This is a genomic window from Frondihabitans sucicola (assembly GCF_030296615.1).
Lineage (GTDB): Bacteria > Actinomycetota > Actinomycetes > Actinomycetales > Microbacteriaceae > Frondihabitans > Frondihabitans sucicola.
Window position 1 is genome coordinate 2,919,136 of the sequence record NZ_AP027732.1, and the last position, 14,917, is coordinate 2,934,052.

The window sequence follows — 14,917 nt, forward strand, 5'->3', positions numbered from 1 at the left end:
CGGATGAGCTATTCGTTGCGTAGGGCGCGCCGGGCGGCCTCGACTTCGACGAGTTGTTGCGCCAGCACGCGCCGTTTGTCGGGATCGGTGCGTGCGTCGGTGCGGTGCATCTGGCCCAGCAACTCGGCCTTCCGGCGGAGGAGATCGCGCTCGACGAGCGACGACAGGATGCCTTCGCAGTAGAGGGCCATGTCGCGACCCTCGCGTTCGGGAAGCGGACCGACCGCCAACTCCTGCACGAGGCCGATGAAGGGGCCAGGAGTTTGCGCCAGCACCGACTCGACGAAACTCGGCGAGTCGAGCTGGTCGAGGCTGGCGGCGATCGCATCGCGGACGACGGCGAGGGAGCCGTTCACGAAGGCGGCGAAGGCAGCCTGGGTGGTGAGGTCGCGCGAGGCCGCCGTGGGGTGCTGCAGGATCGCCATGACCGCGTCACGTTCCATTCGCGTCGACGGGTCGTCGGGAAGCCGCAGGATGCTCGGACCCTCGTCGACGACGGGCACCTCGGGCAGGCTCGTGATCGACTGGCGCGAGGGATCGCTCGACGGAGCGAGGCGCTCGACGGCCTTGGGAGCGCTGGCCGCGCGGGTGGCTGCGAACACGGAGGGCTCGACGTCGGACGGATCGATGCCGAGCCAGCCCGAGAGGGCCCGGATGTAGCCCTGCATCAGCGACCTGTCGCGGATCCCGGCGACGACGGGGGCGGCCGCCCGCAGACCCGACGCGCGACCGTCGACCGTCTCGAGGTCGTGGCCGTCGAGAGTGCGCTTGATCATGAACTCGAACATCGGCCGTTTGCTGCTGATCATTCGGCGGACCGCGTCGTCGCCACGGTTCAGGCGGAGGTCGCACGGGTCGAGGCCGTCGGGCGCGATGGCGACGAAGGTCTGGGCGGCGAAGCGCTGCTCTTCGGCGAAGGCGCGGCTCGCGGCTCGCTGACCGGCCTCGTCGGGGTCGAACGTGAAGACGACCTCGCCACCCGCCGAGGTGTCGAGCTTGCTCGAGTCGCCGATCATCGGACGGAGCACCTTGATGTGGTCGACGCCGAAGGACGTGCCGCACGTCGCGACTGCCGTGGTGACACCGGCGAGGTGGCACGCCATCACGTCGGTGTAGCCCTCCACGATCACGACCCGCTTCTCTTTCGAGATGTCTTTGCGGGCGAGGTCGAGCCCGTAGAGCACCTGCGACTTGTGGTAGACCGGCGTCTCGGGGGTGTTGAGGTATTTCGGCCCGTTGTCGTCCTCGAGCAGTTTGCGGGCGCCGAAACCGATGGTCGCACCGGTGACGTCGCGGATCGGCCAGAGGAGTCGCCCGCGGAAGCGGTCGTACGCGTTGCGGTCGCCCTGGCTGAGCAGGCCCGCCGTGATGAGCTCCTCCTCGCTGAAACCACGGCCCTTGAGGTGCGAACGCAACGCGTCGAACGACTTCGGCGCGAAACCCACGCCGAACCGCTGCGCGGCTGCAGGATCGAAGCCCCGCTCGCCCAGGAAGCGACGGCCCGGATCGGCGTCGGGTGCCGTGAGCTGCTCGACGAAGAACTCGCCGGCAGCCTCGTTGGCCGCGAGGAGACGCGCGCGGTTGCCGTGGTCGCTGGCCTGGCCGCCGTCTTCGTAGTGGAGCGTGAAGTTGATGGAGGCGGCCATGCGCTCGACGGCCTCTTGGAACGTGGTGTGATCCATCTTCTGGATGAAGCTGAAGACGTCGCCGTCTTCGCCGCAGCCGAAGCAGTGGTAGCGGCCGACCTGGGGTCGGACGTGGAAGCTCGGACTGCGCTCGTCATGGAAGGGGCAGAGACCCTTCAGCGAGCCGATGCCGGCGCCTTTGAGAGCCACGTAGTCGGAGACGACGTCGGCGATGTTCACGCGCGAGCGGACCTCGTCGATGTCTGCGCGCTTGATCAACCCAGCCATCGCGGCTCACCACCTCCGCCCGCAATCGTAGGGCCGACCCCCGTCATCGACGCGCCTGCCCTCGTCGTCTCGATCACGCCTGCACGAGCCGGTCGTGCCACGCGAGAGCGCTCTGATCGGTGAGTGACGCCACCTGGTCGACGACGACGCGCTTGCGGCCCGCGTCGTCTCCGGCCAGCGACCAGTCGGTCGCGAAGCCCGGGTCGAGTTCGCTGGGACCGCTGGCCCAGAGTGCATCCGCCAGCGCCGTGAGGACTTCGCGCTGCTGCACGTAGATCGGCTGCCTGGCATTGTGCGTCATCACGAAGGCGGCCACGATTCCTTTGAGGGCGGCGATCTCGCCGATGATCTCGGCGGGGATCACCACGCTCGCCGAGAACCGGATCAGGCTCTCCTGCGGGTAGTGCTCGTGAGTCGCCTCCGTCGCGGACGCGGCGAAGTGACCGATGAGTTGGCTGGTCAGGTTCTTCAGCCTCGCCTGGTCGACACGGCCCCCGTCGTAGTCCTCGAGCCAGACGTCGAGCGAACGAAGGCGCTCGAACGCTTCGGCGAGCTCGTCGCGGCTGAGTTCGCCGCCGACCCACGCGTGGGTCGCAGAGATGAGGGCATCGTGCTCGTCTTCGCTGCCGAGGGAGCCGACGTCGATGTAGCCGTTGACCACGGCGTCCTCGAAGTCGTGCACCGAATAGGCGATGTCGTCGCTGAGGTCCATCACCTGGGCCTCGATGCAGCGCTGTCGCCGGGGCGCGCCCTGACGGAGCCACTCGAACGCCGGGGTGTCGTCGTCGTAGAAGCCGAACTTCGTACGGCCTCCGGGGTCGGCGACGCCCTGTGCGGCCGGCCAGGGGTACTTGCAACTGGCGTCGAGGCTGGCGCGAGTGAGATTCAGGCCGTAGCTGGTCCCGTCGGCGTCGATCACCTTGGGCTCGATGCGGGTGAGGAGACGGAGGGTCTGCGCGTTGCCCTCGAAGCCCCCGATGTCGAGTGACCAGTCGTTCAGCGCCTTCTCGCCGTTGTGCCCGAACGGCGGGTGACCGAGGTCGTGCGCCAGGCAGGCGGTATCGACGACATCGGGATCGAGCCCGAGGCTCGTCGCCAGTTCTCGACCGACCTGGGCGACCTCGAGCGAGTGGGTGAGGCGGTTGCGGGCGAAGTCGAGGCCGGCAGTGGGGCTGAGGACCTGGGTCTTGGCGGCCAGGCGCCGAAGCGCACTCGAATGCAAGAGGCGCGCCCGATCACGCGCGAAGTCGCTTCGGCGACTCGAGTGCTGCTCGGGGAACCAGCGCTGCGTGTCGTGTTCGCCGTAACCGTGCTGGACGGCGGCCGATGAGACGGTGTGGCTGCCGCCGTCAGCCGCTTCCGAGGGAGGGGAGTGCTGGGGGTTCACGCGGGCCCTTCGGGCGGAGGAGACGGAGGTGGGACGAGGAGCGCGGGCCTCAGCCACCGCTGTGGTGCAGCTCGGCGGCGGCCAACTCACCGCGGAAGGCCTCGTCGAGCTCGCGGCTCTCGAGCCACCGATCGGGCAGCGACGGCGTCTTCGGGCTGCCGGCACGGCCGCGCGGACCCTCCGCGTCGACACCCGGGTACGCCAGCGACCAGTCGAGTTGCGCGAGGAGGTCGTCGATCTCGGTGAGGCTCGACGACGACGCCAGGCTCGCGCGCAGATCACCGCCGACCGGATACCCCTTGAAGTACCAGGCGACGTGTTTGCGGATGTCGCGGCACGCGCGATCCTCCTCGCCGAAGAACTCGACCAGGAGCTCGGCGTGCCGGCGGAACGCCTGCGCGACCTCGCCGAGGGTCGGCTCGGCCTTCTTCGTCTCGCCGCGGAACGCCGCCGCGAGATCGCCGAAGAGCCAGGGCCGGCCGAGGCACCCCGACCGACGACGACGCCGTCGCACCCGGTCTCGTCGACCATGCGGAGAGCGTCGTCCGCCGACCAGATGTCTCCGTTGCCGAGGACGGGCACTCCGGTGATCGTCTCCTTGAGAGTGGCGATCGCCGACCAGTCGGCCTGCCCCGAGTAGAACTCGGAGGCCGTGCGAGCGTGCAGCGCGATCGAAGCGACACCGGCACCCTCGGCGGCCTTGCCTGCCTCGAGGTAGGTGAGGTGGTCACCGTCGATGCCCTTGCGCATCTTCACTGTCAGCGGGATGTCGCCGGCGGCCTGAACGGCGCGCTCGACGATTTCGCGGAAGAGCCCCAGCTTCCAGGGCAGGGCTGCTCCCCGCCCTTGCGCGTGACCTTGGGGACCGGGCAGCCGAAGTTGAGGTCGATGTGGTCTGCGCGGTCTTCGGCGACGAGCATGGTGACGGCCTCGGCGACCGTGTTGGGTTCGACGCCGTAGAGCTGGATGCTGCGTGTCGACTCACTCTCGTGGTGCGTGATGAGCCGCATGGACTCGGGAGTGCGCTCGACGAGTGCGCGGCTCGTGATCATCTCGCTGACGTAGAGACCGGCGCCGTACTCGCGGCAGAGCCGGCGGTACGCGGTGTTCGTGATGCCCGCCATCGGCGCGAGCACGACCGGCGAGTCGACCGTGAGGCGGCCGATCCGGAGGCTCGACGGCCTCGAACCCGTAGCGGGTTCTGTCAAAGTGGTTGTCATCGGTTTCAATTATCCCAGACGAGTGCAACCGCGAGATACGAGTCGCGCATCTGTGGAGAAGTCGTGGCCCAACGCCGCCTGTGAAGAGGAGATCCATGTCAGAGCTCACCGGTACCGATCGCGTCACAGCCGATGCCGAAGCTCGGGGCCTCGAGGTCGAAGTGGTCTCGAGACCGGAAGCGGGAAGCTTGCACGAGGCGGCCGCCCTGCTCGGCATCGAGCCCGGCACCATCGTCAAGAGCCTCGTCGTCAAGAAGCACGACGGCTCGTTCCTTTTCGCGCTCGTGCCGGGCGGGCGGCAGATCTCCTGGTCGAAGCTGCGAGCCGCCGTGGGCGTGAACAAGCTGTCGATGCCGTCGCCCGACGTCGCCCTGGAGGCAACCGGGTACGAGCGGGGAACCATCACCCCGATGGGGAGTTCGACGGCGTGGCCGGTGTTCGCCGACGAGCGCGTCGCCGGTCGGCGTGTGGCGCTCGGCGCCGGTGCCCACGGGCACAGCGCGTTCGTCGACGGCGACGCCCTGATCGCCGCCTACGCAGCGACGGTCGCCGACATCACCGACGACGAGGCACCGCGCTGACGCGTGGGCTGGAGACGGCTGTCTCGTGTCCGAGGGGACGATGGCCGAGTCAGAGTGACGCGCCCTCGTCGAGGGCGGCTGCGACGGCTCGGGCCGACGCGGCCGCCGCCTCCTGAGGAGTCGGCTCGATGTCGATGATCCTCTCCGCCCGCGCTGCGGCTGCCGTTCCGGGGACCAGGCAGCTGTCGCCCTCGCAGGCCTCGGCGGCGGCGTCGCCCAGCATGGTGAACACGGGCGAGGTGGGTTCCATGGTCACCGGGTGACCGCCTCTTCGCTGGGGTCTGCCTGGTCGGCGGGTTCACCGGCCAGCTCGGCGGCGACCGTGTCGAGAACGTTCCGGAAGACGGTGGGATCCTGCGCCCCGGATACCCCGTATTTGCCCTCGAAGACGAAGAAGGGGACGCCGTTGATGCCGTACTCGACCGCTTGAGCCTGATCGGCACGCACGTCCGACAGGTACTCGTCGGCCTCGAGCGACCGGACGACGTCGTCGCGGTCGAGACCTATCTCGGCAGCGATGTCGGCGAGGACGTCGAGCCGGCCCAGGTGCCGCCCCTGCTCGAAGTACGCCGAGAGGAGCCTCTCGGTCATCGGCAGCTGGATGCCGTGAGCCTTCGCGTAATGGAGGAGCTGGTGGGCTTTGACGGTATTGGTGTGGTGCATGGCGTCGAAGTCGTATGAGAGCCCGACGGACGAGGCGATCCCGATGACGTTGTCGAGCATCGACTTCGCCTGTTCGGGAGCGATGCCCTTGTGAGTCGCCAGGAACTCGACCTCGTTGCCTTCGAAGTCGACGGGGGTGTCGGGCGACAGCTCGAACGAGTGGTACTCGACCTCGACCTCGCCCTCGAAACCGGCCGCGGCCGCCTCGAACTTGCGCTTGCCGATGAAGCACCAGGGGCACGCGATATCGGACCAGACGTCGACTTTGATGGGGTTGCTTGCGTTCACAGTGGTGGCAACCTATCAGCCGGCGGCTGCATTCCTTCTGGTCGTGACCCGCTCCTCGGGAAGTCGCCAGAGGAGCACCCGAACGAACCGCCTCTGTGAGGGCGCGCGACGTGTGCCCGAGCCGCACCAGCTCGGCACGAGGGGCGAGGGGCGAGGGGCGAGGCCGCCGAGGTGCTTCCGTGCCAGGGAGATGTCGTTCAACAGGAGAAACCCGTGATTTCGGCCGGAAATCGGGCCGAATCACGGGTTTTTCCTGAATTGCGCGCGGGGCCGGAGGCCTGACGGGGAGGCCTGCCGGCGCGGGAGGCGGCGGCTAGCAGCCCACCAGCCGCGCACCCAGGTAGGCCTGCAGCTCGTCCAGCGGCACGCGCTCCTGCGCCATCGTGTCGCGCTCGCGCACGGTCACGGCGTTGTCGTCGAGCGAGTCGAAGTCGACCGTGACGCAGAACGGGGTGCCGATCTCGTCTTGGCGGCGGTAGCGGCGGCCGATGGCGCCCGCGTCGTCGAAGTCGATGTTCCAGAGCTGACGGAGCGACGCGGCAACCGACCGCGCCAGCGGCGAGAGGTTCTCGTTGCGCGACAGCGGCAGGACGGCCACCTTGACCGGAGCGAGGCGACGGTCGAGCTTGAGAACGGTGCGCTTGTCGACGCCGCCCTTCGCGTTGGGTGCCTCGTCTTCGTGGTAGGCGTCGACCAGGAACGCCATCAGGGCGCGGGTGAGGCCGAACGCGGGCTCGATCACGAAGGGGATCCAGCGCTCGTTCTTCGTCTGATCGAAGTACGAGAGGTCGACGCCGGACGCTTCGCTGTGCGTCTTGAGGTCGAAGTCGGTGCGGTTCGCGACGCCCATGAGCTCGCCCCACTCGGAACCCGCGAAACGGAACTTGTACTCGAGGTCGACGGTGCGCTTCGAATAGTGCGACAGCTTCTCGACGGGGTGCTCGTAGCGGCGCACGTTGTCGGGCGACAGCCCCAGCCCGATGTACCAGTCGAAGCAGGCGTCGATCCAATACTGGAACCACTCGTCGTCGGTGCCCGGCTCGACGAAGAACTCCATCTCCATCTGCTCGAACTCGCGCGTGCGGAAGATGAAGTTGCCCGGTGTGATCTCGTTGCGGAACGACTTGCCGACCTGCGCGATGCCGAACGGGGGCTTCATTCGAGCCGAACCCATGACATTGGCGAAGTTGACGAAGATGCCCTGAGCGGTCTCGGGACGGAGGTACGCCATGCCCTGCTCGTTGTCGACCGGGCCGAGGAAGGTCTTGAGAAGGCCGGAGAAGTTCTGCGGCTCGGTCCACGAGCCCTCCTGGCCGGTGTCGGGGTCGCGGATGTCGGCGAGGCCGTTGACCGGCGGGTGACCGTGCTTCTCCTCGTACGCCTCGAGCAGGTGGTCGGCGCGATAGCGCTTGTGGGTGTGCAGCGATTCGACCAGCGGGTCGGAGAAGACCTCGACGTGGCCGGAGGCCTCCCACACCTGGCGGGGCAGGATCACCGAGGAGTCGAGCCCGACGATGTCGTCGCGGCCCTGCACCATGAACTTCCACCACTGCTGCTTGATGTTCTCCTTCAGCGCGACGCCGAGGGGCCCGTAATCCCATGCCGACCTCGATCCACCGTAGATCTCGCCCGCTTGATAGACGAAGCCTCGGCGTTTGGCCAGGGCGATGACGGAATCGAGACGGTTGGGGGCTGCCACGTGTGATGCTCCAAAGGGACGACGGCGCCGAGCTGGGTGCCCGACATACCCCGACAGCCTACTGGCCTCGACCTGCCAGCGCTGAGGCCGCGCGGTCCACGTCGCGCTCGGTGTTCCAGAGATGGAAGGCCACCCGGACCCTCCCGGCACGGCCGGACACGGTGAGTCCGGCGTCCGTCAGGCGGGCGAGGTCGACCCCGTCAGGATCCGCCCACGTCACGATGGCCTGACCCTGCGGCGCGATGCCCAGGGCACGGCAGAGCTGATCGCCGAGCCCTGCGACGGAGCGCCAGACCTCGTCGAGGTCGAGCCCGGCGAAGAACTCGATCGCGGGCCGGGCGCCGACGAAGGCCTGCCACGCCGGTGACACGTCGAATCGTCGCGCCGATTCGGCGAGCCGGAGTCCGCCGCCGTAGCAGGAGGCCCAGACGTCTTCGCCCGCGTACCAGCCGGCCTGGATGGGGCGCAGGATCCGCGCGAAGGCGTCGGAGTAGGTGGCGAACGCGACCCCGCGCGGCGAGCAGAGCCACTTGTACGCGTGGGTGACGGTCGCGTCGTACCGCGACGCGTCGACGGGCAGAACTCCCGCGGCCTGCGTGAGATCGACGAGCGTGCGCGCCCCGTGGGTCCGGGCCGCGAGCAGGATCGCGTCGTCATCGGCGACGGCACCGGTCGCGGACTGCACGAGCGAGTAGGCGACGAGCCACGTGTCGTCGGCGACGGCCTCCGCCAGAGCGGCCAACGGGACCGAGCGAACTCGGACACCGCGGTGATCCTGCGCCACGAAGGGAGCGACGACCGAGCTGAAGTCGCCCTCGACGCAGAGCACCTCCGCCCCGTCGGGAACGGAAGCGGCCACGACCGACACCATGGCCGACGTCTGCGACCCCAGAGCGACCTGCGACGGGTCGACCGCGACCAGGCGCGCGAAGGCGTCCCGCGTGTCGTCGGCGATCCGTCCGTAGGCCACGGGCGACACGAAGCCGTCCGACCACGCCTCGAGGTCGGCGCGCAGGGCCTCGACCGTGGCGCGGAGCGGAGTCCGCCCGTACAGGCGGCCAGGTAGCCGGCACCGGCCGCGAACGACGACCGCGCTGTGGCGAGGTCGATGAGGGCGGGAGGCATGACTCCAGGATCGGAGGCACGCGGCCATCACACAACCACGGGTTGGGCATGCCTGCCATAAGAGATGGTTATGCTCGCGGAATGAGCCACGACCTCGACCTGCTCGACCTCCGCGTGATCCGAGCCATCGCCGACACCGGAAGCGTCACGGCAGCGGCCCACCGCCTGGGGTACAGCCAGCCTGCGATCACGCAGCGACTCCGGCGCGCCGAGGCGCAACTGGGGCAGCCGCTCGTTCTGCGCGCGTCGAGAGGGGTCTCTCTGACCGAGGCGGGCGAGCGTCTGGCCCGCCACGCCGTCCACGTGCAGGCGGCGCTCGACGCGGCCCAGCAGGAGCTCGACGACCTTTCGGGAACGACGACGGGTGCGGTCCGGATCGCGGGCTTCCCGAGTGCGTCGCCGACCCTCGTTCCTGCTCTCCTGTCAGGCATGCGACTGGCGAACCCCGGTCTGAGCGTCTCGTACGTCGAGGTCGAACCGCCGGAGGCGCTCGAACTGCTCCGCTCCGGGAGCGTCGACCTCGCGCTCACGTTCAGCTACCCCGGCGACGGTCGCGATACGACGTCACCCGAGAGCGACACGGTCGTCGAGACGCCGCTCTACCGCGACACGATGCTGGCCGTGGCGCCGGTCGGCGTCATCGGGGAGGACGTCCTCGCCTCGCTCGACGGCGCGCGCTTCATCGGCGGGTGCCCGCGGTGCCGCGGACACCTGCTCGCCGCCTGCCGTCGCGCCGGCTTCGAGCCGGAGATCGTCCTGGAGACCGACAACGCCCTCGCCGTGACGGGGCTGGTCGCCGCAGGTCTCGGCGTCGCCCTGCTGCCGTCGCTGTCGCTGCGGCCGGCGGCCCTTCCGGACGGCGTGGAGGCGCGAGCGCTACCCGAGCAGGACGACCGGGTCGTGCACGTCGCCCACGCGGCAGGTGCCGAGCGGGTACCGGCGGTGCGGGCCGCGCTGAGTGCCCTGGCGGCTCTCGATCCTGCGCTCTTCGGCCTTCGCGGAGTCCTCTCCGACCGGACTCCGCGCGGCGGGACGGTCGTCGGCCGCGGTTAGGCTGGTCGGGTACCGAACGAAGGGCACCGCACCGTGCGACCGAAGAGACTCCTGGCGACACTCGTCGCCGCGGCGGCCTTGGTCGCGCTGACGGCGTGCGCCCCCTCCGTCGGAACCCTGACACCCGTTGCCGGATCGGGAGGCGGCACCACCGGCGGCTCGGGCTCCACCTCGGCTCCGCAGCCGCAGGTCACCGGCGGCACGGGCTCGGGCGGCACGAGCTCAGGCGGCAGCGCCGACCCGTCGAAGCTCGCGCCCGGCGGCAAACTGCTCAATCAGGTCAACTACAAAGACCTCACGATCTACATCTACAAGGTCGGCGAGCTGACCACGACGAAACCCTCGATCTTCGCGCACCCGAACGGCGACGACCCGTACCCTGCGGGCACCGAGGTCGAGGTCACCGCCTACGTGCTCACGAACGACTCGAGCCAGAGACTCGACCTCACCGATCTGAGCGCCGACTATTCGTCGTACGGCAACAAGCTGGCGGCGCAAGACACCTTCGCCGGGCAAGACCTCCTCACACGGAAGGGGTACAGCACCGATCTGTCGACGCAGTTCCCCAAGGCGTCGCCGACCTGGTATCTGCTTCCGGGTAAAGCCGTCGTGTTCGCCAATGCCTGGTTCCACCGGGACTCCGACGGACCGCTCACCCTCCAGTTCCTCTGGCCGAGCGAGCGCATCTTCCTCGGCGCCAACATCACCTTCTAGCCCGGCCCACGCCGATCGTGCGCAGATCGCCGCCGCCGACGAGGTGACCGGCGTGTTGCGCCCTACGAACGCGGGGCGGGAGTGGGGGCGTCGACGGCGCCACCGAAGCGGCGGCCGCGTCCTGTGTAGACGTCGATCGCCTGCCACAGGTCCTCGCGGGTGAAGTCGGGCCAGAGCTGATCGAGGAACACCATCTCGGCGTACGCCGACTCCCACAGTTGGAAGTTCGACGTGCGCTGTTCGCCCGAGCTCCGCACGAAGAGGTCGACGTCGGGCAGCTGGGGCTGATAAAGGTGCCGCTGGATGACCTTCTCGGTGATCCCCGACGGCTTCAGCCGGCCGGCCGCCACGTCGGCGGCGATCGACTGGACGGCGTCGGTGAGCTCGTTGCGGCCGCCGTAGTTGACGCACATGTTCAGCGTCATGGTCGAGTTGTCCTTCGTGGCCTCTTCGGCGACGCGAAGCTCGTTGATGACCGACGCCCAGAGCTTCGGTCGGCGACCCGACCAGCGGATACGGACGCCCCACGCGTTCAACTGCTCGCGCCTTCGGTGCAGGACCTCGCGGTTGAACCCCATCAAGAAGCGGACCTCTTCGGGGCTGCGCTTCCAGTTCTCGGTCGAGAACACGTACACGCTGAGGTGCTCCACTCCGACCTGGATGGCCCCGGCGACGACCTCCAGCAGAGCCGCCTCACCGGCCTTGTGCCCCTCGATGCGCGGGAGGCCCCGGGCGTTGGCCCAGCGGCCGTTGCCGTCCATCACGACGGCGACGTGCTTGGGGACACTGCCCGCCGCGTAGACCGGGGGTTCACCGCCCTGCCAGTCGAGCGGCTTGTAGTCCATCGTCTTGGGCATGAGCTTGCGCCCGAAGAGCCCTCGACGATCGGACGACGGCTGGTGGGTGGTGCTCACAGAATCTCCCCTTGAAGGTTCACGGCCGGCAGTCGCGAGGCTGCGACGGTGCGGTCGACGTGCGGAAGCGACTTGAGGCCGCGTTCGAGGTGCCACTGCGTGTAGGCGGCAACGACACCGGAGGCCTGGTTGCGCGTCGACTCGCCGGCCGACTCGGCCTCGGCCCAGTCGCCGGACAGGAGCGCGCCCAGGAGGCGCAGCGTGGCCGGATCGAGCCGTGGCGCCCCGGGAGGGGCCGCGGCATCGGCGACCACACCCCCAGCTGCACCACGAATGCGGAGTGCGGCCCGGGGGCTCCGGTCACCGCGCAGTCGCCGAAACTCGGCGCCCAGCCGGCGATCGACAGCGCACGGAGGAGGTAGGAGTCGAGCACGAGCTGCGAGTCGTGCTCGCGGCGGGCCAGAGCCCGCAGGGCCCCGACCAGCAGGAGGTACTGCTGGAGGCCGGCCTCGGCGTCGGTCAGCTTGTCGGCGGTCTCGACCATGACGTTCGCCGCTGTGTAGCTGCCGTAGTCGGACACGATGTCGGCGCCGTACGAACCGAGCGACTCGGCCTGCGTGACGATGTCGAGGCTGCGGCCCTCGTAGAGCTGGAGGTCGGCGACCATGAACGGCTCGAGCCGCGCGCCGAACTTCGAGGCGGTGCGGCGCACCCCTTGGCGACGGCCCGGATCTTGCCGTGCGACCGCGACAGCATCGTGAGGATGCGGTCGGCCTCACCCAGCTTGTGGGTGCGCAGGATCACGCATTCGTCTCGGTACACGGGCACCCCTCCAGTATCCCCCGCATGACAGAATCACTGGGTGTCCGCCACAGCCCTCACCATCCCCCTCTGGGCGGATCTTCTGGCGGTGACGATCGGCAGCCTGCAGGGCGCGCTGTTCGCGAGCCAGTTCCGCGAGCGACGGGTCGACCTGCTCGGGGTCGCGATCATCGGCACGGCGACCGGACTCGGGGGCGGGATCCTGCGCGACGTTCTGCTCGGTGAGGTTCCCCGCGCTCTCGGTACCAACTGGTACCTGGCGGTTGCGGTCCTGGCCGCACTGCTCGGCATGCTGCTGCAGCGCCTGTTCAACCGGCTCGCCGGATTCATCACCGTGCTCGACGCGCTGACGATCGGGCTGTTCGGTGCGATCGGCTCGACCAAGGCGCTGGCGATGGGGCTGCCGGCGATCCCCGCCGTGTTCGTCGGCGTGATCTCGGCCGTCGGCGGCTCGGTGCTCCGCGACCTGTTGATGAACCTGACGATCGCGATGATGCACGTCGGCTCGCTCTACGCGGTCGCGGCCGGAGCAGGGACGGCGGTGCTCGTCACCATGGTCCTGATCGGGGTACCCACGATCGCGGCGGCCGTCACGGGAACGATCGTCACCGTGGTGATCCGGCTGCTCGCCGTCCGCTTCGGGTGGTCTCTGCCGGAGCAGCGCGCGCTCTCGCGGCTCCCCGCTGGCGTCGCCCGCGCTAGTGTGCCGCCGTAAAACGTCTCCCGGATATTTCAACCTGCCGCGGCAGGTTGAAATGTCCGGGAAACGTCTTGCGGCAGCGAGGAGCCACCAACCACCAGCGAGGAGCGAGGAGCCCCGGGGAAGCTACGCGGAGGCGAGTTCCGGCTCGACGACCCTGGAGCGCAGGGCGCGGTTGACGGCCGACACGATCGCCTTCAGCGACGCGGTCGAGATGTCGGCGTCGATGCCCACACCCCACAGGCGCGTGCCGTCGACGTCGAGTTCGACGTAGGCCGCAGCCTGCGCGTCGCCCGACGCGCTCAGCGTGTGCTCGCTGTAGTCGTACAGCTTCACCTGGACACCCTGCGACGACAGCACGGCGATGAACGCATCGATGGGGCCGGAACCGACTCCTCGGTCGACACGACGTCGGCGCCCGCGCGCAGATCGACCGTCAGGTGCGTCTCGCCGCTCATGTCGCTGCGGGTTCCCGTGCGGGTGAGTTCGAAGTGACCCCACTTGGTCTCGGGCACGCGCGACGGCAGGTACTCGTCCTGGAAGATCTCCCAGATCTGGTCGCTGGTGACCTCGCCGCCCTCGGCGTCCGTCTTCGACTGCACGACGCCGGAGAAGTCGATCTGCAGCTTGCGCGGCAGGTCGAGAGAGTGGTCGGTCTTGAGCAGGTACGCGACACCGCCCTTGCCCGACTGCGAGTTGACGCGGATGACGGCCTCGTAGGAGCGACCCAGGTCTTTGGGGTCGACCGGCAGGTACGGAACCGCCCAGGTGATCTCGTCGACGGTCTTCCCCTGCGCGGAGGCCGACGCCGCCATGGCTTCGAAGCCCTTCTTGATGGCGTCCTGGTGCGAGCCGCTGAACGCGGTGTAGACCAGGTCGCCGGCCCAGGGCTCCGCTCGGGAACCGGCAGCTGGTTGCAGTACTCGGCCGTGCGCTTGACGCCGTCGAGGTCGGAGAAGTCGATCTGCGGGTCGATGCCCTGCGTGAAGAGGTTGATTCCCAGCGCGACGATGTCGACGTTGCCGGTGCGCTCTCCGTTGCCGAACAGGCAGCCCTCGATGCGGTCCGCCCCGGCCAGGTAGCCGAGCTCGGCGGCCGCGATGGCGGTGCCGCGGTCGTTGTGCGGGTGGAGCGACAGGATCACGTTCTCGCGATGGGCCAGATTGCGTGACATCCACTCGATGGCGTCGGCGTAGACGTTCGGCGTGGCCATCTCGACCGTGGCGGGCAGGTTCACGATCACGTTCCGCGACGCGGTCGGCTCGAACACCTCGATGACCGCGTTGCAGATGTCGCGGGCGAACTCGAGTTCGGTCCCGGTGAAGCTCTCGGGGCTGTACTCGTAGTAGACGGTGGTGCCGGGCACGGTCGCCTCGGCGGCCTTGCACAGGCGAGCGCCCTCGAGTGCGATGTCGATGATGCCCTGGCGGTCGGTGCGGAAGACGACGTCGCGCTGCAGGATGCTGGTCGAGTTGTAGAGGTGGACGATGGCCTGCTTGGCGCCCTTGATCGACTCGTAGGTGCGGTTGATGAGGTGCTCGCGCGCCTGCGTCAGCACCTGGATGGTGACGTCGTCGGGGATCGCGTTCTCTTCGATCAGGCTCCGCACGAAGTCGAAGTCCGTCTGCGACGCCGACGGGAACCCGACCTCGATCTCTTTGTAGCCCATGCCCACCAGCAGGTCGAACATGATCCGCTTGCGTTCGGGGCTCATCGGGTCGATCAGGGCCTGGTTGCCGTCGCGGAGGTCGACTGCGCACCAGCGCGGCGCCTGCGTGATGCGCTTCGTGGGCCAGGTGCGGTCGGGCAGGTCGACGACGATCTGCTCGTCGTACGGGACGTACTTGTGGATCGGCATGCCTGAGGTCTGCTGGGTGTTCTTCATGGTCTCTACCTTG

The 14,917-nt window shown here is 68.8% G+C and carries 11 protein-coding genes and 3 pseudogenes; 4 read left to right on the forward strand and 10 right to left on the reverse strand.

Going from position 1 to position 14,917, the window contains the following annotated elements; all coding sequences use genetic code 11:
- Window positions 1-8: 8 nt before the first annotated feature.
- The 3 genes and pseudogenes from dnaG to dusB all read right to left on the reverse strand — a co-directional run bounded on the left by dnaG (window position 9) and on the right by dusB (window position 4,424).
- Window positions 9-1,913, reverse strand: a complete 1,905-nt coding sequence (gene dnaG, locus QUE79_RS15050) for a DNA primase (protein WP_286343797.1) — start codon at window positions 1,911-1,913, stop codon at window positions 9-11.
- A gap of 73 nt (window positions 1,914-1,986) precedes the next feature.
- Window positions 1,987-3,300, reverse strand: coding sequence for a deoxyguanosinetriphosphate triphosphohydrolase (locus tag QUE79_RS15055; RefSeq protein WP_286343798.1), 1,314 nt, complete (start codon window positions 3,298-3,300; stop codon window positions 1,987-1,989).
- 49 nt (window positions 3,301-3,349) lie between these two features.
- Window positions 3,350-4,424 (reverse strand): annotated as a pseudogene (gene dusB / locus QUE79_RS15060) (tRNA dihydrouridine synthase DusB).
- A 191-nt stretch (window positions 4,425-4,615) separates the two neighbouring features.
- Here dusB and QUE79_RS15065 point away from each other — a divergent pair.
- Window positions 4,616-5,101, forward strand: a complete 486-nt coding sequence (locus QUE79_RS15065; protein ID WP_286343799.1) for an aminoacyl-tRNA deacylase — start codon at window positions 4,616-4,618, stop codon at window positions 5,099-5,101.
- 49 nt (window positions 5,102-5,150) lie between these two features.
- Here the strand turns inward: QUE79_RS15065 and QUE79_RS15070 are convergent, their stop codons facing one another.
- The 4 genes from QUE79_RS15070 to QUE79_RS15085 all read right to left on the reverse strand — a co-directional run bounded on the left by QUE79_RS15070 (window position 5,151) and on the right by QUE79_RS15085 (window position 8,721).
- Window positions 5,151-5,357 carry a hypothetical protein gene (locus tag QUE79_RS15070; RefSeq protein WP_286343800.1) on the reverse strand — a complete coding sequence of 69 codons (207 nt, stop codon included), beginning with the start codon at window positions 5,355-5,357 and terminating at the stop codon, window positions 5,151-5,153.
- Window positions 5,354-6,052 (reverse strand): DsbA family oxidoreductase, encoded by a 699-nt coding sequence (locus QUE79_RS15075; protein WP_286343801.1) that lies wholly within the window; start codon window positions 6,050-6,052, stop codon window positions 5,354-5,356. Before QUE79_RS15075 ends, QUE79_RS15070 begins: the two co-directional genes overlap by 4 nt.
- Window positions 6,053-6,365: 313 nt before the next feature.
- Complete coding sequence (locus tag QUE79_RS15080; RefSeq protein ID WP_286343802.1) at window positions 6,366-7,751, reverse strand: glycine--tRNA ligase; 1,386 nt, start codon at window positions 7,749-7,751, stop codon at window positions 6,366-6,368.
- A gap of 58 nt (window positions 7,752-7,809) precedes the next feature.
- Window positions 7,810-8,721 carry an aminotransferase class V-fold PLP-dependent enzyme gene (locus QUE79_RS15085; protein WP_350271553.1) on the reverse strand — a complete coding sequence of 304 codons (912 nt, stop codon included), beginning with the start codon at window positions 8,719-8,721 and terminating at the stop codon, window positions 7,810-7,812.
- Window positions 8,722-8,957: 236 nt separating this feature from the next.
- Here QUE79_RS15085 and QUE79_RS15090 point away from each other — a divergent pair, with 236 nt between their 5' ends.
- The gene (locus QUE79_RS15090; RefSeq protein WP_286343803.1) at window positions 8,958-9,929 is read left to right on the forward strand and encodes a LysR family transcriptional regulator; all 972 of its coding nucleotides are present in this window, start codon (window positions 8,958-8,960) and stop codon (window positions 9,927-9,929) included.
- Between the two features lie 33 nt (window positions 9,930-9,962).
- The gene (locus QUE79_RS15095; protein ID WP_286343804.1) at window positions 9,963-10,643 is read left to right on the forward strand and encodes a hypothetical protein; all 681 of its coding nucleotides are present in this window, start codon (window positions 9,963-9,965) and stop codon (window positions 10,641-10,643) included.
- A 62-nt stretch (window positions 10,644-10,705) separates the two neighbouring features.
- On the opposite strand, the gene QUE79_RS15100 is transcribed toward QUE79_RS15095, so the two are convergent.
- Together QUE79_RS15100 and recO are read right to left on the reverse strand one after the other, a co-directional pair.
- On the reverse strand, window positions 10,706-11,500 hold the full coding sequence (locus QUE79_RS15100; protein WP_286346739.1) for an isoprenyl transferase: 795 nt from the start codon (window positions 11,498-11,500) through the stop codon (window positions 10,706-10,708).
- A gap of 53 nt (window positions 11,501-11,553) precedes the next feature.
- A pseudogene (gene recO, locus QUE79_RS25640) lies at window positions 11,554-12,325 on the reverse strand (DNA repair protein RecO).
- Window positions 12,326-12,359: 34 nt separating this feature from the next.
- Here recO and QUE79_RS15120 point away from each other — a divergent pair.
- Window positions 12,360-13,034: a trimeric intracellular cation channel family protein gene (locus QUE79_RS15120; protein WP_286343805.1), complete on the forward strand. Its 675-nt coding sequence runs from the start codon at window positions 12,360-12,362 to the stop codon at window positions 13,032-13,034.
- Window positions 13,035-13,145: 111 nt separating this feature from the next.
- On the opposite strand, the pseudogene leuA reads toward QUE79_RS15120, so the two are convergent.
- Window positions 13,146-14,904: pseudogene (gene leuA, locus QUE79_RS15125) on the reverse strand (2-isopropylmalate synthase).
- Window positions 14,905-14,917 lie beyond the last annotated feature (13 nt).